Annotated in this window: 24 protein-coding genes; 9 read left to right on the forward strand and 15 right to left on the reverse strand. The window is 46.1% G+C overall.

Annotation, left to right across the window (positions count from 1 at the left end):
• Positions 1-49: 49 nt before the first annotated feature.
• From psbN to RIB93_RS19940, 3 genes are all read left to right on the forward strand, one after another.
• The gene (gene psbN / locus RIB93_RS19930; RefSeq protein WP_006099531.1) at positions 50-181 is read left to right on the forward strand and encodes a photosystem II reaction center protein PsbN; all 132 of its coding nucleotides are present in this window, start codon (positions 50-52) and stop codon (positions 179-181) included.
• A gap of 142 nt (positions 182-323) precedes the next feature.
• Positions 324-554, forward strand: a complete 231-nt coding sequence (locus RIB93_RS19935) for a DNA-directed RNA polymerase subunit omega (protein ID WP_006099459.1) — start codon at positions 324-326, stop codon at positions 552-554.
• Between the two features lie 130 nt (positions 555-684).
• Complete coding sequence (locus RIB93_RS19940) at positions 685-1,317, forward strand: hypothetical protein (RefSeq protein WP_446374870.1); 633 nt, start codon at positions 685-687, stop codon at positions 1,315-1,317.
• 172 nt (positions 1,318-1,489) lie between these two features.
• Here RIB93_RS19940 and RIB93_RS19945 read toward each other — a convergent pair whose 3' ends face one another.
• The 5 genes from RIB93_RS19945 to RIB93_RS19965 form a co-directional block, all read right to left on the reverse strand.
• Positions 1,490-1,885, reverse strand: coding sequence for a type II toxin-antitoxin system VapC family toxin (locus RIB93_RS19945; RefSeq protein WP_446374872.1), 396 nt, complete (start codon positions 1,883-1,885; stop codon positions 1,490-1,492).
• 8 nt (positions 1,886-1,893) lie between these two features.
• On the reverse strand, positions 1,894-2,145 hold the full coding sequence (locus tag RIB93_RS19950; RefSeq protein ID WP_446374874.1) for a hypothetical protein: 252 nt from the start codon (positions 2,143-2,145) through the stop codon (positions 1,894-1,896).
• A 479-nt stretch (positions 2,146-2,624) separates the two neighbouring features.
• The gene (gene purH, locus RIB93_RS19955) at positions 2,625-4,178 is read right to left on the reverse strand and encodes a bifunctional phosphoribosylaminoimidazolecarboxamide formyltransferase/IMP cyclohydrolase (protein WP_446374876.1); all 1,554 of its coding nucleotides are present in this window, start codon (positions 4,176-4,178) and stop codon (positions 2,625-2,627) included.
• Between the two features lie 411 nt (positions 4,179-4,589).
• Complete coding sequence (gene psaJ, locus RIB93_RS19960; RefSeq protein ID WP_006099310.1) at positions 4,590-4,718, reverse strand: photosystem I reaction center subunit IX; 129 nt, start codon at positions 4,716-4,718, stop codon at positions 4,590-4,592.
• 57 nt (positions 4,719-4,775) lie between these two features.
• Entirely contained in the window at positions 4,776-5,270 is a 495-nt protein-coding gene (locus RIB93_RS19965; protein ID WP_446374878.1) for a Photosystem I reaction center subunit III, read from the reverse strand.
• A 153-nt stretch (positions 5,271-5,423) separates the two neighbouring features.
• Between RIB93_RS19965 and tsaD the strand changes: the two genes are divergently transcribed.
• Complete coding sequence (gene tsaD / locus RIB93_RS19970; RefSeq protein WP_446374880.1) at positions 5,424-6,479, forward strand: tRNA (adenosine(37)-N6)-threonylcarbamoyltransferase complex transferase subunit TsaD; 1,056 nt, start codon at positions 5,424-5,426, stop codon at positions 6,477-6,479.
• A gap of 171 nt (positions 6,480-6,650) precedes the next feature.
• Here the strand turns inward: tsaD and RIB93_RS19975 are convergent, their stop codons facing one another.
• The 4 genes from RIB93_RS19975 to RIB93_RS19990 all read right to left on the reverse strand — a co-directional run bounded on the left by RIB93_RS19975 (position 6,651) and on the right by RIB93_RS19990 (position 10,887).
• The gene (locus RIB93_RS19975) at positions 6,651-6,986 is read right to left on the reverse strand and encodes an element excision factor XisI family protein (RefSeq protein WP_446374882.1); all 336 of its coding nucleotides are present in this window, start codon (positions 6,984-6,986) and stop codon (positions 6,651-6,653) included.
• The gene (locus RIB93_RS19980) at positions 6,974-7,351 is read right to left on the reverse strand and encodes an element excision factor XisH family protein (RefSeq protein WP_446374884.1); all 378 of its coding nucleotides are present in this window, start codon (positions 7,349-7,351) and stop codon (positions 6,974-6,976) included. The genes RIB93_RS19975 and RIB93_RS19980 overlap by 13 nt, the downstream gene beginning before the upstream one ends.
• A gap of 229 nt (positions 7,352-7,580) precedes the next feature.
• Positions 7,581-10,253 carry a TIGR03960 family B12-binding radical SAM protein gene (locus RIB93_RS19985; protein WP_446374886.1) on the reverse strand — a complete coding sequence of 891 codons (2,673 nt, stop codon included), beginning with the start codon at positions 10,251-10,253 and terminating at the stop codon, positions 7,581-7,583.
• 259 nt (positions 10,254-10,512) lie between these two features.
• Positions 10,513-10,887, reverse strand: coding sequence for an STAS domain-containing protein (locus RIB93_RS19990; protein WP_446374888.1), 375 nt, complete (start codon positions 10,885-10,887; stop codon positions 10,513-10,515).
• A gap of 604 nt (positions 10,888-11,491) precedes the next feature.
• Between RIB93_RS19990 and RIB93_RS19995 the strand changes: the two genes are divergently transcribed.
• Positions 11,492-11,686: a hypothetical protein gene (locus RIB93_RS19995; protein WP_446374890.1), complete on the forward strand. Its 195-nt coding sequence runs from the start codon at positions 11,492-11,494 to the stop codon at positions 11,684-11,686.
• A gap of 70 nt (positions 11,687-11,756) precedes the next feature.
• Here the strand turns inward: RIB93_RS19995 and RIB93_RS20000 are convergent, their stop codons facing one another.
• From RIB93_RS20000 to RIB93_RS20015, 4 genes are all read right to left on the reverse strand, one after another.
• A complete protein-coding gene (locus RIB93_RS20000; protein WP_446374892.1) occupies positions 11,757-12,152 on the reverse strand; it encodes a hypothetical protein in 396 nt (131 codons plus the stop codon).
• 145 nt (positions 12,153-12,297) lie between these two features.
• Positions 12,298-12,492: a hypothetical protein gene (locus RIB93_RS20005; RefSeq protein ID WP_446374894.1), complete on the reverse strand. Its 195-nt coding sequence runs from the start codon at positions 12,490-12,492 to the stop codon at positions 12,298-12,300.
• 304 nt (positions 12,493-12,796) lie between these two features.
• Entirely contained in the window at positions 12,797-13,363 is a 567-nt protein-coding gene (locus RIB93_RS20010; RefSeq protein ID WP_446374896.1) for a single-stranded DNA-binding protein, read from the reverse strand.
• A 288-nt stretch (positions 13,364-13,651) separates the two neighbouring features.
• Positions 13,652-16,192, reverse strand: a complete 2,541-nt coding sequence (locus RIB93_RS20015; protein ID WP_446374898.1) for a sugar phosphate nucleotidyltransferase — start codon at positions 16,190-16,192, stop codon at positions 13,652-13,654.
• 370 nt (positions 16,193-16,562) lie between these two features.
• On the opposite strand from RIB93_RS20015, the gene RIB93_RS20020 reads away from it, so the two are divergent.
• Both RIB93_RS20020 and RIB93_RS20025 read left to right on the forward strand, forming a co-directional pair.
• Positions 16,563-16,757 (forward strand): hypothetical protein, encoded by a 195-nt coding sequence (locus RIB93_RS20020; protein ID WP_446374900.1) that lies wholly within the window; start codon positions 16,563-16,565, stop codon positions 16,755-16,757.
• A 3-nt stretch (positions 16,758-16,760) separates the two neighbouring features.
• Positions 16,761-17,696, forward strand: a complete 936-nt coding sequence (locus tag RIB93_RS20025; RefSeq protein ID WP_446374902.1) for a precorrin-6A/cobalt-precorrin-6A reductase — start codon at positions 16,761-16,763, stop codon at positions 17,694-17,696.
• Between the two features lie 41 nt (positions 17,697-17,737).
• Here RIB93_RS20025 and RIB93_RS20030 read toward each other — a convergent pair whose 3' ends face one another.
• Positions 17,738-18,238 (reverse strand): 2TM domain-containing protein, encoded by a 501-nt coding sequence (locus tag RIB93_RS20030; RefSeq protein ID WP_446374904.1) that lies wholly within the window; start codon positions 18,236-18,238, stop codon positions 17,738-17,740.
• Positions 18,239-18,503: 265 nt separating this feature from the next.
• On the opposite strand from RIB93_RS20030, the gene RIB93_RS20035 reads away from it, so the two are divergent.
• Both RIB93_RS20035 and RIB93_RS20040 read left to right on the forward strand, forming a co-directional pair.
• Entirely contained in the window at positions 18,504-19,625 is a 1,122-nt protein-coding gene (locus RIB93_RS20035; RefSeq protein ID WP_446374906.1) for a site-2 protease family protein, read from the forward strand.
• A gap of 117 nt (positions 19,626-19,742) precedes the next feature.
• Positions 19,743-20,786: a pentapeptide repeat-containing protein gene (locus RIB93_RS20040; protein ID WP_446374908.1), complete on the forward strand. Its 1,044-nt coding sequence runs from the start codon at positions 19,743-19,745 to the stop codon at positions 20,784-20,786.
• Between the two features lie 141 nt (positions 20,787-20,927).
• Here RIB93_RS20040 and RIB93_RS20045 read toward each other — a convergent pair whose 3' ends face one another.
• A complete protein-coding gene (locus RIB93_RS20045) occupies positions 20,928-24,518 on the reverse strand; it encodes a two-partner secretion domain-containing protein (protein WP_446374910.1) in 3,591 nt (1,196 codons plus the stop codon).
• Positions 24,519-24,533 lie beyond the last annotated feature (15 nt).

Below are 24,533 nucleotides of genomic sequence, written 5' to 3' on the forward strand. Positions count from 1 at the left end.
TGTTCTGTAATATTATAGAGGAAGAAGACTCATTTATATAATATCCACAATGGAACCTGCAATAGTTCTTAGCATTTCAGTCGCTGTGATTCTAATCGCCGTCACTGGCTTTTCTATCTACACAGCGTTTGGTCCGCCTTCGGCTGAATTGAGTGATCCATTTGAAGACCATGAGGACTAAGCTGGGACTTTCCGGTCTGAAGAGAGGGGAGTTATTTCTGAGCTTCGCTTTATTTGTGAGCTTTGCTCCACGGCGCTAACACAAGGAGTTATTGGTCAAAAATGCTAGACTGATAACTTGCTACTTTAGGAACTAAAAATCTATGCTGCATCGGCGTTACCAGTTTGATTCGAGTCAAATTATGCACCGGGCTGAGGAGCTAGTTACCGCTGCTTCTAACCGCTATCGGATTACGGTGCAAGTGGCAAATCGGGCAAAGCGCCGTCGCTATGAAGATTTTGAAAATCTGGATGATCCAATGATGAAGCCAGTACTGCGGGCAATCATTGAGATGTCTGACGAATTGACTCAACCGGAAATTATTGGGGATTAAAGGCGGGCGCTAGGGGAGCAATGTAGAGACGTAGCATGCTACGTCTAGGAGCTGGGGAAGAGGAAAATAGGTAATCTTCTACCAGAGAGGGAGTAATCTTTATGGCGACAGCTATATCATCCTATTCACTATGATCCAACTGAAACGGAAGGGTAAGGCGACGCGCTACTTTGTGCTGTTCACCCTTGCCATTCTGACGAGTATCAGCTTGTGCTGGGGCAAAGCGGGGATTAGGACTATCCCCGTTTTGTCAATTATAAGTTCCCAACCCGCCAGCGCCCAATTAATCCGATCGCAGGATACTTGGCGTCAAGTTTATGAACAGTTGCCCGATTTTCCCAAAGAAAACCAGTATGTCACCAATGAAACGGGCGAAGTCAATTTAGAGAGTACATTGGTAAGTCGTCTGATTCGTTATCACCTGTATGAGAAAAGACGTCTTCCTAATTATCGGTTTGATTGGAAGTTGACGCTGGCTGACTATCTTGGGGCGAATGAGTATATCAATGAATCTGACTATCCTGGTAGTAGCACGTTAACGGAAAATCCGATGTCAGGCGATCGCGCGGCGATAGAAAAGCTGACTCGCCAGCAGCGAGAGGAGTTGATTGAGGTTTTGGTTAGCATTTATAATCCCAATCGCCCCGATCCTCAAATGTCAACACCCAGCCCGCAACCGTCGCCGCCTTCTACTCCAACTCGCCCATCTAAGCCCCGATTACCTCAACCTGGGGATGCTGATTTACTGAACATCAATTTTTAACATTGCCATTTAGCACTTGTTGAGCCGTTAGCACAAGGTTGGGGAATAGAGAAGAGTGAATGCGATCGCTCCCTCTATAGTCTGTCGGGTAGTCTAGAGCCACCAACTGATAATAGAAGCGTTTCCAGGTTTATCAGTCTTGCCCATCCGGTATTCTGCCATTTCCTATCGTTTAAGGGACTAACCAATTCTCAAGGTGTAAATTTTGGATATTGACAAAGTGACGCATATTATCAGTGACTAAACAATCAGACCGAGAAAGAGCAACGGCGGCAATGAGTGCATCAATTTGTCCAGTTGGTCTACCGATTTGTCTGAGTTCTCCTTGAATTTTGCCAAATTCGATAGCGGCATTCTCATCGAAGTTAATTTTAGGCAGTTGGTTGGCAAATTGTTCAACAATCAGCAGATTTTGCTGAACTCGACTCGAACAATAGACGCCTTTATAGAGTTCTCCAAGAACTAGAGTCACCAGATAACAGTCTTGGTATTTTTGCTGAAAATGAGCGATCGCCGATGGGTTTCCCTGAATAATCGCTATACAGATATTTGTATCAAGCAAGTACATCTGAATAGTTAGTTGAAATTATCAAAATCTATCGGTTCACCCAAGTCAGCATGGCGTTCTCTATCAATCTGAGCAAAAATGTCTCCGATTTCTTGATCATCCTTCCATGCGCCAATAATGGCTTGTAGCTGTTGCCAATTTGGGTCAGGGTTCGATAAAGTAGTATCAGGAATTTCAATAAAAATTTCCACGCCATTAGGCACGGGAAGTTCTTGAAATAGCTCTATAGTTTTGCCGCGTATAATTCCTTTAACTTTCATGGGGGATTGTTGTGGTAATTTCTATTGCACTATTGTAGCTTTACTCGGGTAGGTTCGTAGTCAGGGAACCTTAGCCCTAAAAAATAGGTTGACAAATTGATTGAGTTTACGGGGCAGTTTGCGGCTTAAAGTCTCACCAGACTATATCAGACATCACCAACTTTGGCATGAGTTTAACAAGAGATTTACAGAGCAAGTAATAAGCAGTTTTGCCGACGATGTTTATGTGCTTGAGGTTAATAGCGTAGATATGCCAACCAATAAGAGAGAAGTGATTAGGTTGGTAAATGAAATAGCAAGCTCAGTTCTTGAGCATGAGACTTAGAGATGGCTGAACGCATACACCAAAACTGTAGCCCCAACTCAAAGCAGGACATTGATCTGTGAGAAGGTGTTAAGTGTTACGAGAGGCTCAAAAACCTAAAACCTAAAACCTCATCTCAACTAGCATGTCCCGCTTTAAATTTATAGCCTGTTAGTTAATGCAAAAAGTGACGCCTACCTGTCAGTACCATCACCAACCCCAATTCATTCGCCGCCTGAATCGAATCTTGATCCCGTAAACTTCCCCCAGGTTGTACGATCGCACTTATTCCAGCCGCCGCCGCCGTCCGTACTGAGTCATCAAAGGGGAAGAATCCATCACTGGCGAGAATACCCCCTTTGGCTTTTTCCCCAGCTTGTTCTAAGGCAATTTTCACCGCACCCACGCGATTCATTTGACCCGCACCAATTCCTAATGTGGTGCGATCGCGGGTGACGACAATGGCGTTTGATTTAACGTGTTTACACACTTTCCAGGCAAATAATAACTCTTCCAATTGATCCGTTGTCGGTTGCTTTTCGGTGACAATTTGCCAGTCGTCGGGGTTATCGACTGCATCATCCGACGCTTGTACCAGTAACCCGCCAGCAATTACTTTTACGGTGTGCTTGGGACCTTGTTGTAAGTCTGGTAAAAGTAATACTCGTAACTTCGATTTTTTCGCCAGAATCTCTTTGGCGTCGGGTTCGCACTCCGGTGCGACGACACATTCTAAGAAGGTTTGGGTTAACGCCCCGGCTGTAGACATGTCAATCGGATGGTTCAAGGCGACAATACCACCAAAGGCAGAAACTGGATCAGCATGTAAGGCTTTTTCGTAAGCTTCAAACAGCGTACCTGCCAACGCCACACCACAGGGATTGGTATGCTTGAGGACGGCGGCGGCGGGTAAATCAGTAAATTCAGTAATAATCCGCCGTGCGGCTTCTAAATCCACTAGGTTATTGTAACTGAGTTCTTTTCCTTGTACTTTAGTTGCAGCCGTCCAGCCTGTGGGAGTGGTTCCAGTTTGATACCAGGTGGCGGATTGATGGGGATTTTCTCCGTAGCGTAGGGATTGCAGTTGCTTTCCAGAGAGGACAAAATCTTCTTGGGTAGAGGATGAGGTGGATGAGGTTTCCTGGGTTTGGCTGAGGTAGGATGCGATCGCGCGATCATAATCACCTGTATGAGAAAATGCTTCTATCGCACAAGATTGGCGGAATTCTATAGACGGGTGATGCTCATGCTGGCGTAATTGTTCTAGATAGGTCTCATATTGACTGGGGTTACACAAAACGGTTAGATGGGCATAATTCTTCGCTGACGCCCGTAGCATCGCCGGTCCACCAATATCGATATTCTCGATCGCCTCTGATAACGTCACATCCGGTTTCGCGATCGTTTCTGCAAAGGGATACAAGTTCACCACCACCAAATCAATGGGTAGAATCTGATGGGCTACCATTTGTTCCACATCTTCCGCCACATCGCGCCGTCCCAGAATACCACCATGAATCCGGGGATGTAGGGTTTTCACTCTACCCCCTAAAATTTCAGGAAATTCTGTATAATCAGATACTTTAGTTACAGGTAAGTCCGCCTCTTGCAGGGCTTTGGCGGTTCCCCCACTACTCATTAAGGCAAAGTCAAATTCTGTAACTAACTGACGGGCAAACTCAACCAGTCCAGTTTTATCCGATACACTCAGCAGGGCTAAACGTGCCATAACTCTTCTCAATTACAACCTTATCCAGGATATCTGGGATTTGGTCATTGGTCATTGGTCATTGGTCATTGGTCATGCGTTAAGTCGGGGCGGGTTTAGTTACATCTGGGTGTAACCGCAAAGATAGTTGTGAAACCCGCCCCTACACAATTTCCCCATCTCCTGATAACTGATCACTGATAACTGATCACTGATAACGCCCTCATCAAAAATCCCGTCCTCGCCAATTAGGGGGACGGGATTATTTTTGGGAAACTCAAAATTACGATGAAGCAATAGCGAGTTTTCCGGCTACAACTAATCCTTATAAGTCGGATTTTTGGATAGCTTGTGGTGGCAATTCTGTTGGGAGGATGTCACCAAATAACAATACCAACAAATTCTCTCCTCAATCTATATCCACCAGTCGGCTTAAGGCATCGGATGGAAAAGAAGATCCGGGAAAAAGCGGTTAAACTCAATCAAAATTCCGGCGGTAATGGTTAGCCAAACAGCAATTAACACCGGGGCTAAGGACAGATACTTGAGAAAATACTGCATCAAACTTCTCCTGAACGTAATAGGTAAGGTCAGTCAATCAATTTGCCAATCTCTAGATTAGCGAGGGGATACGGGAATTTCATCCGCCTTGGCGTACAATTTGCCAGAGAGGGCTTCTTGTACGGCAGCTAGGGGCCAAATAAAACCAAAGAGCATTTTATTAATTGCCAAAGGCACGTCGATGATAATTTCTTTTTCTTCGGGATTCTTTTCGCTTTGAATCGCTTGTAAATAGGCGCGACCAACCCAACCAATCCAGCCAGCCATATACAGCCAGAGAATGCTAGGAATGAGAAAGTCACCAGCTCGACTCCAGCGACCATCCGCAATTAAGTGGGGCAGTCCGTCATCACCACAGAGGGCTTCGGAATAACGCTCAAAGCGTTTTTTCCCGGAATCGGGGTCGTCGGTGGTTGGACGGGCGTTCTGCGCTCGTTGCTGAAACGCAGGTGATTCACTACAGGGTGTGAGATGGTCAAAATCAGCCAAGGCTGGGCTGACAAAGCTAAACCAGAGGGTCACGGCGAAAAGTAGAGCCAACAATCGTCGCATAGAATTGTTTCCTTTTGTTACGAAATCAAAAGTTGTATGTACAAAACACAAAAACGATTTGTACACTTCAGCAATCTTACTCTGACAGGTTGAACAGAGTAAAGTTAAGTTAATTAAAATGTAAATTGAGTTTTTCATTCAGGTTAGGGACAGATGGCTTGTGTTTTAGCCATAGAAACCAGTTGTGACGAAACCGCCGTGGCGGTGGTGCAGGATCGCATCTGTTGTAGTAATGTCGTGGCATCTCAGATTCCGGTGCATCAGCCTTATGGGGGGATTGTGCCGGAAGTGGCGTCGCGATCGCATCTAGAAATGATCAATACCGCGATCGCGCAAGCCTTAACCGAAGCGAATCTGGGCTGGGAGGCGATTGATGGCATCGCGGCGACTTGTGCGCCCGGTTTGGTGGGTTCCCTGTTGATGGGGTTAACGGCGGCAAAAACCCTGGCTATGGTTCATCATAAGCCGTTTCTGGGCGTGCATCACTTAGAAGGGCATATTTACGCCACCTATCTGATTGAACCTGAACTCGAACCCCCATTTTTGTGTTTGTTGGTGTCTGGGGGTCATACGAGTTTAATTTATGTTAAGGACTGTGGCGTCTATGAAATGCTGGGTTCAACTCGTGATGATGCGGCGGGTGAGGCTTTTGATAAAGTAGCTCGATTGTTACACCTGGGTTATCCTGGAGGACCTGCGATTGATCGGTTAGCCAAGGAAGGAAATCCTCACGCCTTTAAGTTACCAGAAGGAAGGGTATCGCGTCCCAGTGGCGGATATCATCCTTATGATTCCAGTTTTAGTGGATTGAAGACGGCTGTCTTGCGATTAGTGCAAAAATTAGAGCAAGAAGGGGATGAATTACCCGTGGCTGATCTGGCGGCTTCGTTCCAGGAAACCGTCGCGCGATCGCTCACCAAACGGGCGGTGAATTGTGCGATCGATTATGGGTTAACCACAATTGCTGTCGGGGGTGGCGTTGCGGCAAATAGTGGATTGAGACAGCACCTACAAGCGGCGGCGTCATCTCACCAGTTGCGCGTTCTTTTTCCACCGATTAAATATTGTACCGATAATGCTGCCATGATTGGTTGTGCGGCGGCGGATCATCTGAATCGGGGACATACCTCGCCCTTAACGATTGGCGTGCAGTCACGGCTACCGATTACCCAGGTGATGGAATTGTACCAACACTCAACAGGCGATTAGGACAAAGGAAGGCGCTGAAACCTTGACCAGTCAATGTTTCCCCTCTGAAGGGGTGACAGGCAGATCAAGAACTTGACAGACAAAGCATTTCAGCCCTTCAGACCCGAAAAGAATGGCTGTTACCCCCTCTAGCAAAGCATTCCGTTATTTTGTTCTGGGGGGAACTTCAGTTTAACTAACCGCAAAACCGTCGTACTGGCGAACGAAAGGTGAATGGTAGGCTAGGACAATATCTGTTTTAGGAATGCCGGATTCAATAAGTTCATTAGCTACGCCGACTTCTGTACCATCATACTGAATCCAAAGTTTCTCTCCTTTAATATCAATATGAATCAGGACGCCGTATACACGTTTTTTTTGAAGCCATCCAGTGCGTAAAACTTGATAATGATCTCGATCTTGATCGAACAAAACATCCATCTCGATTTCGCCATAGACAGGTTTTATTTGGCTATGTGCCATTAGGATGTCTTGAACAATCTGTCGATATTGGCTCACTTTATCCATTGCACAATCCTCCTATCTTCTAGATCATAGACAACTAAATAAAGTTGATACTCTATTACCCCTTCTTGAATAAATCTGAGGCGAAAGAATTCTTCATAGGTTTGGCTGGGTACTGCCAGATAAAGTGTTCGGATTGGCTCTTGTACTCGCAGTGCCCGACGGTAGTTGAGGTATTGTCCAACAGCGGTGTGAAATTCAGAAATTGCTGAGGGATTGATAAAACTTTTTACTTCTACGGCAATTTTTTCGGCATCTCGTTCGGCAGCGAGTAAGCGCTCAGCACCCAAATCAATCTGCATTTGTACATCACCGTAGTCTATGGGAAAAGGATCGTGGGTGATCTGTTGATATCTCTTAGTTTTCACTGGATCTGGGAAACCTCTCTCCTACAAGGAGAGAGGCTTTGAATTCTCCCCCTTCATATCGAATCGCCGGAACTCTTGCTATACCCTAGTTTAGGTACTATCTATCAGCTTTAAGTTAGTACCATTCGGATTAAAAGTTTTAGTCCACTTTAGTGGACTTGAGCTTTTAGCCCGGAGTTTGAACTCCGGGCGGGTGTCGGGGCTTTAAGTCAGTGCTATTGATCCTAGGTTAAATCGCCTCACCTAAAATGAGCCGTTGTCGATGACTGTGCAATAACTGAAAGTCCTGTTGCCCCACCTGCTCTACCATATAAATGATATCTTCAGGTCGCAGCAGGGTGCCATCATTCCGACAACTGCCAACATAGCGTAGCAGGGCGGGTTGAGACGGGGCGTCTGTTTTCACCTCTATCAGTTCTAACTCAAATAGGCGATCGCGTAAATTCACAGACTTCTTTTTCCCCGACTTGGTTCGCTTCTCTAGCCAAATCGCCTCAGCCTGGTTTACCTGATTAACCCAATCTTGCCACTGTTGCGGCGACACTGATCCCGCTTCGCTTACCACCTCAAGCCGATACTCCGCTTTCTCTAACAGTCGGGTTGTCGCCGGCACCTTTAAATCCGCTTCTTCAACCTGATACACCGGGATATCCGGCGGCAGCTGATCCGCAAGCCGTTGCTGAAACTCCGCCACATCCATCGACTCGGTTAACTCAAAGTCGGCAATTTCGCCACTACTCGACATCCCTAATGATAAGGCATTAGCAATCATAATCCGGGGTCCAGGATGATATCCGCCAGTAAAGGTAATCGGTAAGGATGCCCGTCTCACGGCGCGGTCAAATAACCGGACTAAATCCAAATGACTGACTAATGTCATTTCGCCCAACTTACCGTACCATACCCGCAACCGCTGCGCTTTGTGTTGATTTGGCTTAAAATGACCTGTAAATTCGGGAATTTGCGGCGGTTCAAAGACTATATTATGACCAAAATCCGTGCCACAGATCCCACAGTGAGAACAGCCCTCAAAGGCACAATCGGGTACAGTTGCCGCTTCTAAGGCGCGTTGTAAGTCTTCAATTAGCCAGTTTTTATCAATCCCGGTATCAATGTGATCCCAGGGTAAGGGGGAAAAGGTGTAGGGGCGGGTTTCACTACTATCCTTTGCTTTATACCCAGATGCAACTAAACCCGCCCCGTCTGAGTGCGAGAGGGTTGAATCATGAAACACATTCCATTCACCGTTTTCGATTTGGCGATACTTCCAGGTAAGATCAGATTCTGCGATCGCACCTTCCCAAGCCGCAAATGCTTTATCTAAACTTTCCCACCACGCATCCATTCCCGCACCCAATTCCCAGGCGCGACGCACCACCGCCCCTAAGCGTCTGTCACCCCGCCCAACAAAGTCTTCCATTGCCGAAATTCGCACGTCGGTGTAATTCACCTTCACACCCTTAATCCGACGAAAGGCATCGCGTAATAAGTCTTGCTTACGGATAAACTCAGACGTAGACACCGAATGCCACTGAAACGGCGTATGGGGCTTAGGCGTAAAGTTAGAAATCGTGATATTAAAGTTAAACCGTTTCCGCCCCGATGCCCGACATTCTTGCTGCAACCACCTCACCGTTTCCGCAATCCCGATCACATCGGCATCAGTCTCACCGGGCAAGCCAATCATAAAGTAGAGTTTAACTTTATCCCATCCTTGCTCAAACGCTGTCTTCACACCCCGCAGCAATTCTTCATTCGTCAATCCCTTATTCACAATATCCCGCATCCGTTGGGTGCCGGCTTCTGGGGCGAAGGTTAACCCGCTTTTGCGTGTACCGCCGATAATATTGGCAATGTTTTCATCAAACCGATCCACCCGTTGGCTGGGGAGAGACAGAGAGATATTCTCATTTTTGAGACGATTCTTTACCTCCAATCCCACGGCAGGTAGGGATAGGTAATCGGAACAGGAGAGGGAAAGCAGGGAAAACTCATTATATCCCGTCGCCTGCATCCCCTTTGCGATCGCATCGACTACCTTATCGGGTTCCACATCCCTAGCGGGGCGGGTTAACATTCCCGGTTGACAGAAACGACATCCTCTGGTACAACCGCGCCGAACTTCAATCGTCAGCCGATCATGGACAGTTTCGATATAGGGGACGAGTCCAATAGAATAGTCTGGTATTGGTGTAGCAACCCGCCGCAGAATCCGCGCTGGCACATCGGGGCGATTGGGATGAACTGAACCATCCTCTGTCATGTCGTAGAATTGCGGCACATAAACACCGGGAATCTGTGCCAAGTCTAAAAGTAATTCAGTGCGCGTTAATCCGGCGGCTTTGCCTTCTTCAATAATTAAACCCATTTCCGGGAGTAATTCTTCCCCATCCCCCAGCGCCACAATATCTAAAAAGTCGGCGTAGGGTTCCGGGTTGGATGTCGCCGTTTGTCCGCCAGCAAAAATGAGGGGAATTTCTGTAATCGGGTGATTTGCCCGTTCTTGCCAAGTGAGGGGAATTTGAGCTAAGGAGAGCATTTCCAGGATATTTGTCGCCCCAAGTTCGTAACTGAGGCTGAATCCCAGGATATCAAAATCTGTGAGCGATCGCCGATTTTCGACCGTAAACAGAGGGGTTTTACTTTCCCGCAACTTTTCGGCTAAATCCGGCGCAGGTAAATACGCGCGATCGCAAAGTTGTCGAGGTTGAGTGTTTAGGATGTTGTAGAGAATAATATGTCCTAAATTAGATGCACCCACTTCATAGACTTCTGGGTAGGTTAATACCCAGCGCACCTTAGCGGTGTCCCAGGGTTTATGAACAGCGCCTAACTCATTTCCCAGGTAGCGGGCTGGTTTGATGATGTCTTTGGTCAGTAGTTTCTCTGGTGCGATCGTCATGACAACCTTGCCCCTCTGAATCGAGTGCAGTTAACCCTTACAACTCATCCATCTTACAGAAGACTAGCAATAATGCCCAATGGTCGTCAGACTCTTGTCCTGTGACTATCTCCCAAAAGAAAAAATTAATTCGCTCAGGGAGTGTACAATTCACCTACTTTATGATATTGTTCTAGTTTCTCGATATCATGGGCATCTGTTCAACCGAGTTAATCAGGGTACACTACTAAACCTGTTCAGCCAACTAGCGCCAAAGGAATCAAGCGAATGCCAGTGTCCGTCTTGGGCTGTCTTCTTTAGCTGCCAAGGTTGCCAAGAAAGCATCATAGCTTGCAAAGATTTCCATGGCTTGATCCAGTTGAGTTAACTCAAAAATCATCCGCACCGAATCCCCCACACTGCAAATGCTAAAGCGCTGGTTTCGCTGTTGCGCTAAACGCAACGCTGATACCAATACACCCAAGCCAGCACTGTCAAGGGTTTCTACCTGCTGCATATCCACCAGCACTGTCGCATTACGAGCCGACAAAATAGCCGATGTCAGTTGCCGATCCAATTCAACCGCATTAGAGGCATTAACCTGACCCGTTGGTCTAACGATTGATAACTTGGAGTCTAAAGTCGCGATTGCCATAGCTCACTCCTCGGATTTGTATAGGTTAAGACATTGGATTAGAGAATCTACCTAAAGATAGCGCGTCAATTCTCCAATCTGCTACAAGTTTTCATTAAAAACGGTTTAAGGTTTCCTTGGTCGGTGACTTCCCTTCTTTCGGTTTTTAGTGTTCGTAAACACAGATTAAAAATTGTAGCCGAATATACTGATTAATGAACACTTAGCCAAAAGTCATATCCCACAATTTCTGCTTCACGAAATCTTTATCCTTAATACCAGTTGCTTTATATCTATAATTAATAGCCTATCTGTGGCATCTTCCTCCAGGTAGAGAATAAAATGAATCATTTTTTAGCATTTATTATACCTCTTTAACAATTTTTAGTATAATCAAATACGCTAATTGATTACCCAGGAAGGACTGATGTGCGATAAACTGTTTGAATTGTTCCTTTTTCGGCGGCTTAAGCAAACCGTCTGCTTAGTTATTGAATCAATTCCTTATACGATTTCTTGCCAAATCACCGTGATATAGATCACCAAAAAAAATGATTAGAATCACGCTCTCGCCTAGTAATTCCCCAGAGAATTGATCTAGTATGGAATTCTGTGCAATAAGAGAGTGAAAACTACCTACGTTATCCGCCATTTGGTTGAAAGAGCGCTTTATATCAGGCAACTAACTCCTGATATAGAGAATGAAATTAACTACGAATTAACTCGCTTAGGATATATTTCCGATGTCGATTACGAAGCCCTTGAATTATTAATGGCTGAGATGGATGCGGGTAGAATCCGGTTAGTTCCTAGTGTTTAGAGCGTTACGTTAATCATCACCAGCTATACGGGAAATTTTTGTAAGTGCCAAAAGCCAATTTTGGATTACCCTATAGAGTTGATTTCATGGATGACTCAAACTCCTGAGGATAGGTTTGCCAAACTTCAGCAATGAAATCAGCAAGTTGATGGCGAGTATCAGAATTATCTTTTGGGTGGTGATGTAAGTCTTCCAGTTGCGCTAATAGAGGAATGACCTCCGTATCCCAAACCAGTCGTAAAAACTTTGTGGGCCACAATATGTCAGGTCCTTGACGCAAATCATACAATCTCAGAGATTGGGCTGTAACGTGGTTTATGTCTTCATTTTCACTTGGGGTTACAGCTAGCATCAAAGGGCGCAACCAACAAATCTGCCGCCATTCAACGACTTCAATCACTTCAGCGTATAAGTGGCGTGTTGCGTATTCTAAACAAACGATCTGGTGAGTCTGAATAATGCTCATTTTGTCACAATATTTTTCATAAAAACCACCCCTCGGTTGAATCTCAATCTGAGGGGATAACCTTGAGTATTTGCCGTAATCCAATACTAACAAGGATTACAGCATTTTAGAATTATTTTATTATAGGCACGTCCACAACCTTGGGCTAATTCAGCGTTATACTCTGATTAGCTGCACAATAGTCTCGACAATTAATCGCTTGTTCCGAATTGGCAACAGACGGATGAATGGTACATTTGAGACGATAATCGTTGGTAAAAAATTGACAGTGGCTACAAGGGATTTGATGCATGCGCTTGGCATTGGCTACACCATCTTTAATCGCCAACCAGACTGTCATCAGGCTCAGGATTACTATTGCCCACGCTAGGCAAAAGCACAAGGGTATGAGAAAAGGCTGAATCGCCTGAATGAGGGGGTAGAGAACTTGAAACACAATCTATCCTATCTGACAAATTAACCAGCAATTTCAAGCTAATCTGAATGATTAGTTTTGGAAATTATAGCAAATTTTACCACTCTCTCACTCAGTCGGGGCGGGTTTAGTTACTTATGGGTGAGGTAAGAAACGATAGTAGTAAAACCCGCCCCTACAGACGTGCCATGGCACGTCTCTACACATGACAAAACTGCCCCAACCCCGCTTAAAAAGGAATATCATCTAAATCTTTCTGGGTATCAGGAACCGGGGGAACGTTTGGTACCGTAGTCGGTTCATAAGTCGGCTGCTCAATTGGCGATGAATAATCATAGTCCTGATCTCTCGGTGCGGATACAGGTGCCGAGGTTGGAGGGGCGGGACGCGATCGCATGGGAACAACATTCTCTGATTTCTTGGGTGATGATGGGATTGTTGTCGCCTGCATCGTTGGAGAAACGGTAGCCGTTTCTAGCCCCATATCCGTATCTGCACCCAGTTTATGAACTCGATAAGTGGTTAATTCAGCCCGTTTTTCTTTAAATCCTTCGGGGCGCTCAATCGTATTCATACTCAGACGCCCTTCCAGGACGACAAGATCACCAACCCCATAGTTTTCCTTGATTTCTTGAGCCAAATTGCCCCAACCGACGACTTTGAGTGTTGCGGGTGGATCGTCGGATCGCATACTGGGGAACTGCACCAGCATTTGGGCAATCGGGGTTTGATTATCTGAGGTGTAACGCAGTTCTGGATCTTGAATAATTTGTGCCATCAAGACGCAGCTATTCATCGTTAATATCTCCTGGCGCTTTGGGTAATCGGTCTATTCATTGACCGTGACTGCTAGTTGAGTAGCGCTTATGTTTGGGACAATTGGTCGTTTAAAAAACCATATTCGCCCATTCTATCATTACTACTCCTGACCCAGCAGACCGATGTTGACCATTGAAAAAAGGAGTCCGTTGCTATAACTCAACGTCCTCCTTATTTAATTTAGAACAAAAGTACTATATTGTCAGCAGCGAGGAGCAAGCCCTGACTGTTCCAGACGTAGCATGCTACGTCTCTACACCTCATCTTAGACAGTGGATTCAGCTTGGGGCAGTTCTAACCCTTGCTCTTGTTCGATGAACTCTTGCACATACGTGCGATATTTTCTCAGATTTTCATCGACCCAATTCCGGTCATCACTGTTGGCAAAGACATGGACAAGCGGTTCTCCAGCATCGGGCAAAATCAACACCCAACTGTCTGTGTGCCGATCCACAATTTTCACCCCATCAATGAGTTCTAAGTCATCATTGGCATGGGTTTCAACTAAGTGGCGCATCAATGCTCCCTTGACCGTCCAAGGACAGCGCATGGTATAGGTTTTATGGCACACCCGAGGCAATTCGCTCTTGATCTGACCTAAGGATCGCTCTTGAATTGTCAGCATCTCAATTAACTTAGCGATGCAGAACATGGCATCAAATCCGGGATGGAGTTGCGGAAAAATAAAGCCCATTTCCTCAGAACCACCCAATACCACATTAGGATTAGTTTGAGAGGCTTCCATCAACGCCGCTGGATTCGCTTTAGTACGAATCACTCGACCATCATGACGACGGGCGATTTGTTCCACAGCACTGGAGGTATGCACCGGAACCACTACCGTACTGCGAGGATGAGCTGTTAGCATTACACTAACCATCAGCGCAGTTAGGGTTTCCCCACGCACGGGCATTCCGGATTCATCCACCAAGATCAGTTGTTCCCCATTGGCGGACACCTGCACACCAAAATTACCTTTAAGGGCTTCAACTACTTGACCGAGTTGGGTGAGCAATCCTTCTCGTTCATCGGCGGAGAGGGACATTTGATTTAAACTGGCATTGAGGACAACCGCATCACAGCCGAATTTCGCCAATAAGACGGGAAGAACTGCCCCAGAAACGGCATAAGCATAGTCAATCACTAATTTCGCGCCACTATTGCGAATCGCTTGCACATTTAAATGCCGCTCAAAGCCGACGCTATAGAGATCGAGTAACTGGCTGGGGTAGTTGACATTGCCGATTTCTGGAATCGGTGATCGGCGCAAGTCCTCTTTGAAGTAAGCCCCTTCAATTTTCTTCTCCTTCGCCTTAGAGATATTGATGCCGTGGGAATCAAAAATCTCGATCAGAATATAGTCGGGGCGATCCGGGTGTACCCGGACGTGAATTCCCCCGATAACGGCTAGGGTGGGTACAACCAGACGGGCGATGGGGATGGCTGTGGCTTCCAAGTTCTGGACGTGAATCCCCACGGACATTAAGCCCGCAATTAGCGATCGCGATACCATGCGGGAGATACTGCGTTGATCGCGAGAGACGGTGATTTGAGACCCCGGTTTTAAGGTTGATCCGTAAGCCGCACCCAATTTGACGGCAAACTCTGGCGTAATATCAATATTCGCCAAGCCTTGAACGCCACGTTGACCAAAAAGATTCCGTTGCGCTGTACTCCCCCAAATCAGGTTCATGTTTAACATGGCACCCGATTCAATTTTCTTGCTGGGCCAAACCCTCACACTAGGGCTAATTTGGGCTTCTTCTCCCACGGTTGATAGAGAACCGACAACCGCACCTTCCAAGACATGGGCGCGACGATCCACCCTAGTGCCTCGGGAAATCACACAAGCCCGCAGATGGACTTCATCACCAATAATCGAACCATTCCAGAGAATCGGACGCTTCAGGTCAGCGTAAGCCCCAACGGAGACATTATCCCCAATCACGGTTCCGGCTTCAATATTCACCCCTGGACCAATGCGACAATTACTGCCAATTAGGGCTGGGGTTTCGATTTTAACCGTAGGATCAATGGATGTATTTTGTCCCACCCATAGTCCTGATCTGCGCTCTTCGTAAGCAAAATCAATCTCTACCTTTCTATCTAAGGCGTCGTAGTGGGATTCGCGGTAAGCATCGAGATGACCGACATCACACCAATATCCATCTGCGACAAAGCCATACATGGGTTCCCCTTTGTCTAAGAGTAGGGGAAACAGGTCTTTAGAAAAGTCAGATTCTGTGTTTTCGGGCAGGTAATCTAAGACAGACGGTTCTAAGATGTAAGTGCCTGTATTTACCGTATCTGAGAAAATCTCACTGGTTGAGGGTTTTTCTAAAAAGCGGCGAATCCGCATTTGCTCATCGGTAATTACCACCCCAAATTCCACAGGATTGGGGACGCGGTAGAGAACAATGGTGGCTTTCGACTTACGACTTTTATGGAATTCAATGGCAGCTTTTAAATCAAAGTCGGTGATGCTGTCACCACTGATCACAATGAAGGTATCATCGAGTAATTCGGCAATGTTTTTCACGCAACCGGCAGTACCGAGGGGCTGCTCTTCTTCGACGGCATACGTCATTTGCACGCCAAAGTCACTGCCATCTTGGAAATAATCCCGCATTACATCGGGGAGGTAGTACAGTGTAGCAATAACTTCGGTGATATTATGGCGTTTGAGTAGGTTGATAATGTGTTCGGCGATCGGTCGATTGAGTACCGGCACCATGGGTTTGGGCAGATCACAGGTTAGGGGTCTCAGACGTGTTCCCGAACCGCCTGCCATCAGCACTGCTCGCATAAGTCCTCCTAAAAATTTTTGGCTTCACGGTGTTTGCACCGTATATTTTTTTACTTATTGTCTCGTTTAACTCAGCTAGCCCGGTCATGCTACAACTGAACTCTAATGGATAAATAGACTAGAACTGAACTTAATGCTACTTTGACTTGTAGTCGGGATCAATTCTACCCAGGGCTGAAATGTGGCAGCTAAAATGCTGAAAACGTTATTGTAAAAGTGATTCAAGGATTCGTATACTGCCAGATGTAACCGGAGACGTTTTGGGGGAGTTGGTCTAAAATGAGTGAATTAGCAGGTTCGCTTTTGCTCGGCTGAGGCTTTGCAGTCGGTGTGAAACAGTCCCTGATTCGGCTTCTTGGGGGTTAATTGGATGAAAGTATTAGTTTTGCTTCTAGTGTTAGGGATTTATGGCTACGGCGCTTGGAAGTTCTGGAGGGGGTTCAATCGGACAAACTTCTCTCGTAGCTTGCCTAACCGGATTTATTTGTCTCTGTTGTGGCCCGCTTTAATTGTGGCAAATAAGTCTTATCGGAAAAACTTTACCAGAGCGCTGAAAGGTCGGTAGGTTTTGCCAGAGAGTCAAAGTCTGTGGCTGATTGGTGGGACAAGTGAGAGTGTACAGTTAGCAGAGGCGATCGCGTCTCTGAATTTACCTTGTCTGGTTACGGTGACAACAGCCGCCGCCGAGTCCCTTTATCCTCAAACACCCAGCTTACAGATACAAGTGGGGCGCTTGAATGGGAAGCAGATTGAGCAGCTTTGTCAACAGCAGCATATCAGAGCCATACTTGATGCATCTCATCCCTATGCGGTAGAAATTTCCCGACTTGCGATCGCGACTGCACAACGTTACCAGATTCCCTACCTGCGTTTTGAACGTCCTGTCGTTCAAGGAGATGGGGGAGATCAGGGCGGGTTTAGTCACATCAGGGTGACAATAAATGATAATAGTGAAACCCGCCCCTACACATCGGTCAGGGCGGGTTTTGAACAAAGGTTATCATCAACAGCGAAACCCAATTCCCTAAACCCGCCCCTACAGACGAATAATGAACCATCTGTGATTAGCTTAGACAGTTTTGAAACCTTGGTGGCGGGTGACTATTTAAATCAACAACGGGTACTGTTAACCGTTGGTTATAAAGTTTTATCCTTATTTCAAGACTGGCAAGCGCGATCGACTCTATTTGCCCGGATTCTTCCCGCCGTTACGTCTCTAGAGGCGGCTATCGCAGCAGGATTTAGTCGCGATCGCATTATTGCGCTACGCCCCCCTGTACCCTTTGAATTGGAAATGGCACTCTGGCGTCACTGGGATATTTCACGGGTGGTGACAAAGGCGTCTGGGGTAGCCGGGGGAGAGGCGACGAAGCGACAAGTGGCGGCGCAGTTGGGAATTCCATTAATTGTCATTGAGCGTCCGGTGGTAATGTATCCACAGCAAACCAGTGATGTCGCCGTAGCGTTGAAGTTTTGCCAGAGATATTTAGGGATTGCTGAATAAGTATTGTGTGCAGCAATCCCTATTTATGAATGACTGAATCCTTATGTTGCCTTAATCCAATTGTTCAGCCGCGTAAAAATGGATTGAGTCAACTGATTCAACTGTTGCTGGCGATACCACTTTTGAAACGCTTTTTCATAAGCGTCTCCTTGAAGTTGATAAGTATTCCACGTCTTCAAACCCAGTCCTGCTCCCCAAAACAAGAGAATATACAATGCCCAGGAAAGCTGACCCGCACTGAGCAGATTAATTACAACCAAAAAGCCATTAACGATAATATATTTGCCCAAACGCTGCTTTAATTGGCTGCGCCGATACTGTTCAAACTCCCGGCGCTTGTGCTGCTGTTGTTGCTGAAGCCGCCATTCCTGTTCCGCTAGTTGGAGGTTCGCTGGCGAGATTCCCAATTCAGCGGCAATTTCTACAAGCTGCGTCCGGGAAAACTCACCGCCATTGGCTTGACGGACGATCGCGAGATTCAGGATTTGCTGGAGTTCTTCTTGGTGATAAAACTGGATAGTAGTGGATTCAGAAACAGACATGACCTAAATTAAGAGGATGAGTGGGCTGATGATGAAAACAAAAAATAGTGGCACATTGAGGTTGTCCTTCCTCTATTATTATCAACCACACCTAGACAGACGGTACAGACTAGCTGATGTTCACAACCGAACCCCTGGGATCGGATTTTACGAAAAATAATGGTGGAACGGAAGTTTTACATTTCGTTACGATAGATTCAGACCCCAAGGAGGACACTATAAAAACAAAAACGTTTTCTTTGAGAGTAGATTTGAGGTAATTCGTATGAACGGTAGTATTCGTGTTGGTAATTTATTGGGGATTCCCTTTTATGTAAACCCCTCCTGGTTTTTAGTTCTCGCTTTGGTCACGTTTGAGTTTGGGGGATATCTCGGCGGATTTGCTGGATTGACAGGTCTCTTACCCTGGATGTTGGGATTCGTGGGGGCGCTGTTGCTATTTGCCTCGGTTTTAGCCCATGAATTGGGACATAGTTTAGTCGCCATTCGCCAGGGCATTGAGGTGAAATCGATTACCCTGTTTCTCTTTGGGGGTCTAGCCAGCTTGGAGAAGGAATCTCAAACGCCAGCCGAAGCATTCTGGGTCGCGATCGCGGGTCCTTTAGTTAGCTTAGCCCTTTTTGCCCTATTTACCGGTATCGGCGTGAGCAGCGGCGTCTCTGGTCCCTTGGCAGCCATTCTCAGTTTACTGGCTTCGATCAATTTAGTTTTAGCCCTATTTAACCTGATTCCTGGCTTACCTTTAGATGGTGGGAATATCCTCAAGTCCGTGGTTTGGAAAATCACCGGGAATCCCTATCGAGGTGTTGTTTTTGCCAGCCGGGTTGGTCAGGTTGTAGGATGGATGGGAATCAGCATCGGTATCCTTTCTGTCTTGGGACTGAGTAACTTTGGTAGTATCTGGACGCTATTAATTGGGGTATTCCTGCTACAAAATGCGGGTATGTCGGCGCAATCAGCCACCCTGCAAGAAAAACTCCAGGATCTCAAAGCCGAAGATGCGGTAATTCCAGAGAGTCCAATTATCTCGGCGGATCTGTCGCTGCGGGACTTTGCCAACAACTACATTATCGGCAAAAAAGAATGGCGCAAGTTCTTGGTGACTGATGAACAAGGACAATTGATCGGTGCGATCGCGGTTGATGATCTCAAAACTATCCCCACCTCGAACTGGACAACGACTCCAGTCAGCGAACTGATCAAGCCTGTGGAGTTGGATGCGATCGTCAAATCTGATCAGTCTCTGTTAGAAGTGATTACGCTGCTGGAACAAGGCAAATTTACTCAATTGCCTGTGGTTCGCGAAAATGGAGTCCTGATTGGGCTGCTGGAAAAGGCATCAATTGTGAGTCTCCTAGAGAAACGAACTCAAACCAATCCCGCTTAAACCTATTGGCGTCACTGAAATTAAAGACTTAAGCCTAATCCCTCGAATAAAGTTCGGGGGATTTATAATAGATGGGCATCCTGTAAAAGATGTATTAGGAGGTTAAATAGTGATTCAGTGAAGACAACGCTTAAGCAATTAATCTTTTGGTTACGAAAACTTTCGGTTCATTTCGTCGCTTATTTTTGGAAGTTACCCACTTGGTCAGTTGTTGTCGGGGCAACTGTTCTGGTCATCGGCGTGATCCTGATCACGGATGAGAACTCTCAACTCTCTAAAATTCTGAATAATGTTGAAGCTATCAGTATTTTTGCAGCGGTTGTTTTATTTTTAAAAGAAACGCCGAATCGAAAAAAACAATTCTATTACCAAGCTTGGCGCACAATAGACGCTGCCCATGGACGACAAACTAGCTATGCCCGGGTTCACGCCTTGCAAGATTTGAATGAAGATGGTGTGAGTTTGAGAGGACTCAATATTCCGGGAACAAATTTACAAGGTATCAACTTACCGAAAGCATTTCTCTATGAAGCTAACTTACAAGAAGCTAATTTAATTACCGCTGATCTGAGTAACAGTCACCTGGATAAAGCGAAACTGAATAAAGCGAAACTGAATGCCGCGAAACTCTCTGGTGCTTGCTTGATTGCCACAGATCTGAGTCATGCGGATCTGAGTGAAGTTAACCTGAAAGGTGCTGATCTGATTGATGCTAACCTGAGCCATGCTAATCTTATTGGTGCTAATTTAAAGGGGGCGGACTTGAGTCGGGCGGATTTAAGTCATGCTAACTTGAGTAGAACGGATCTGAGTCAAGCCGATTTGATGGATACTATCCTAAGTGACGCTGATCTGAGTGGGGCTAATCTGAGTTATGCTGACTTCAATAATGCGGATTTAAGTGATGCGGATTTGAGTGGGGCTAATCTGAGAAATACTGATTTTACCGATGCTAATTTAAGTGGTGCTAACTTAAGCGGGGCGGATTTGAGAGGGGCAGATTTGAGTGATGCTAATCTGAGTGATGTTAATCTGAGTGGGGCTAATCTGAGTCAAGTTGATATCAGCCATGCTTATCTTGATGGCGTTAATCTCCAGCCCACTAAATTTAAAAAAAACGAAAATATTTTGTATCATCGAGAGGCTAAAAGAAGGATTTAAACAGGGTGCATTTAAAGGAAATTTTAGGGGCGCAAGCCTTGCGCCCCTAAAATCGTAATATCTATTCCACTATTTTAGCTGGGTGCTGGGTAAAGGGCAGTGTAGGAGTTTATTTAGTCATCATAAACTCGACCTTGATCACTACTTTGATTCAGGACTTTCACAGCCTGTGGTATTTTGCCAATTCATCTGGGGTGTAACTGTGGGCGATTCCGCCACCAAAATTATCTGCCCATCTGCCAATTTCACCCACCCTTGTGCTTCAATAATTTGCCGAGGTTGATTTGAATTGGACGTGACAGTTTCTGGTTGCGTTTGGGTTGGAGTCTCTTCATCCAAAGTTACCCAATTACTGACCATTACGTCACTTTCCAGAACATCCAGAGGACTCGGAGGAATACCACCACGACCTGTAAAAATAAAGCTACTAGCTAACGCTGCACCCCCCGCGTTACAGGAACGATCAATCAGTCTCGTCGGGTCAACTAATCCTGTGGGTAATTGCAATAAGCCGCGATTGGGATCAACATCAGGTTGATTGATAACAACTTCACCATCTGTGCCAAACTCAGAGCTAGCGTTGATGTCGCTGAGTGGAGTGAGGGGATCACGGACTTGTAGTCCAAAGATGCGTTGAGCGGTAATATCAATTCGACCGCCAGAACCCTCTTGAGCATTCGCAATAATGTCACTATTTTCCACCGGAATGGCAATTACAAAATCGGCATTGATATCCAGATTACCGCCACTGCCATTGTTGAGTGCTTGAGCATTAATTAAACTGCGGTTACGCATCAGAATATTATCCTGAACCTGTAGCGCAATATTAGCTCCCACACCGGATGTTGTTCCCGCTTCAATCCTCCCTTGGTCGAGAAAGATAGATTGAGCTTCTATGTCTAAGTTTCCCGGATTCCCTGACCCAAAACCACTGACAGATACTGCAGCACCATCTTGAACGATTAAATCCTGGGTGATCACTCTTAAACCTCCAGCCGCACCTTCTCCTTGAGACTGTGTAAATAAACCACTGGGATTCCCATCCTGGGAACGTCCGGTTAATCTAACGGTATCAGTCGCCTGAATTGTCAACGTTCCTGCATTTCCTTGGTCAAATGTACCTGCGCTTATCTGTCCCCCATTCTGCACAGTCAATTGTCCAGTTTCCAGAAATAAGTCTCCACCCATTCCCTGACCTCCTTCTCGCACATTGGTATTGATGCGACCGCGTCCATTAATATCCACTGAATCCCATGCATGAATCGTTAAATTTCCAGCATCTCCCATACCCGACGTAGTGGTTGTAATTGCGGCATTATTACCCACAAATAATTGTCGAGTGGTAATGATCAAATCGCCAGCAGGCTTAAACCCTAATGTCCCGGCAAAAATGCCACTGCCTTCTATCCCACCTATCACATCCACAGACTCTGAAGCATTTATTCTTAACGTTCCGCCGCGCCCTTGACCAAAAGTACCTATTGAGATAAATCCGCTATCTTGTAGCATTAAACGTCCAGTGTCAATTGTTAAATTCCCCCCATTTCCAGTTGCGGTTTCATTAACTTGAGCTGATAGTATACTTTCTTGACTGACCTGGATTAAATCCGTAGCATTAATGGTCAAATCTCCGGCATGTCCGACTCCAGATGTAGATGTGAGAATTCCTGAATTGTCTTCCACGATTAACCGTCCCGTATCAATCGTTAACGCCCCCCCATTTCCTGTCGCCATTTCATTGACACGAGTGGACAATACACTATTTTTATTTAGGTGTACGAATTCAGCATCTTGGATCGTCAAATTTCCAGCATTTCCCTCACTCAAATTAGAGGTAAAAGCTCCTCCGTTTTGGAAGGTTAATTGTTTAGCTGTAATCGTGATATCACCTCCAGGTTGAGTTCCCAGATTACTCGCCTCCAGACTACTATCGATTACTTCTATGAAATCAGTCGCTGTTATCTGAATTGTTCCAGCCTTTCCTTGTCCCCCAGCAACACCCACCTGTTCCCGGAAAAGTAGGGTTTGTACTTGAGAACCATCGGTTAGCGAGAGCGATCGCGCATTCAGTTCAATGAGTCCACCATTCCCTGTAACACCCGTGGGGACGCTGCTGAGAATTCCTGATGCTTCGGACAGGGAAATCGCATCATTCGCCTGTACCGATATATTGCCGGGATTGCCGACACCAAATGCATTATTGCCAATAATTTGAGCGCCATTCGTCATTAACAGTGAATCGGTTTGGATGTTAATATCACCACTATTCACACCAAACACAAGGGCTGATGTATCGATGACAGCGCCATTACTCAGCGCGATCGTTCCGCCAGCATTTAGATCGACACCTGCACCATCTGTGAAAATACCCGATCCGAAACTTGTGATAGAGATATCATTTCCCGCCACTAGCTCAACAAAACCTGCTGTTGTGGTAATTGATTGATTTAAAAGAATATTATTTCCGGCTTCTAACCGGATACCTACGTCGGGGGTTAAATTGAAAATACTAGCATTGACGATGATATCATTTGTGGCTTGTAAACTAATATTGGCAGTAGCAAAATTGAGAGCAAAGGCTGATAGTTTTGTGTCCCCATCTCCTCCGATATCCGGGTCATCGAAGGCATCAACTTGGTTTAAATCAATGGTTTCGCCAAAACCAGCTACAACTTCGATATTAGTAGGATCAAGCAACAGTGTTCCCACGACGCCATTGGGCGCGATCGCATCCACTTGTCCGTTAAAGTCTAAATACTGTTGACCCGAAACCTCCACAAAGCCACCATGACCAGACATTTCACCCCCACGGGCGCTAATTGTGCCATAAAAACGAGTGACTTCATCCGACCAAACGAATACGTTACCGCCATCACTATTGCCAATCCCATTAGCATTGATAACAGTATCAGGACTGACAAAGGTTCGAGTCGCATGAGTAACCGATGGAATGTATAGGTTATTCGCTTCCTCGGCTACGCCAATCAATACCGTACCGCCTCCCATATCGCTGGAGACATCAATTTGAGTATTATCGAACAATCCGACGCGATCGCCTAATACCTGTACTGTTCCTCCAGGTGCTGTCAGTATCCCGGTATTGGTGACAGTATTGCCATATAAACTCAGGGTTTCACCGACACCCACTTCTAACGTCCCAGCATTGGCAATCTTTCCGTTTGAATTCGACCCATACTGCAATCCTGGTGTTAGATTAATCGTTAATAACGGCGGTGCTTCAGGATTCGTGGCGCTAAACTCCACCCCATTCTCAAACACCACAGAATTCGCCGTAGACGCCACAAACGAACCCGCGATATCTAACCGCGCATTTTCTCCAAAAATAATCCCATTGGGATTCAACAAAAATAAACTGGCGCCCCCCTTGACTCCCAAGGTTCCCAAAATATCGGAGACATCACTCCCCGTCACCCGACTAAAAATTGTTTCAATCCCCACCGGATTGGCGAAATAAACCCGCAATCCCTCGCCAACATTAAACTCTGAGAAACTGTGAAACAACGCTGCGTTCCTTGTCGCCCCGCCTTCGATTAAATCCGCCGGAAGTCCCTGGATATCCACATTTGGCGTAACCACGGAATTTTCAGTTCCCAGGGTAGTATCCGGTGTAATCTGAGCGACAGCAGCCGTATCCCAGAACGCAAAAACGCCGCCAATTCCAACAATTCCAGCCCATGTCCACCACCAACGTTTCCAGGTTTGAGTCATCATAATCTCGACCTTGAG

It is taken from the genome of Coleofasciculus sp. D1-CHI-01, assembly GCF_040218875.1.
GTDB lineage: Bacteria > Cyanobacteriota > Cyanobacteriia > Cyanobacteriales > Coleofasciculaceae > Coleofasciculus.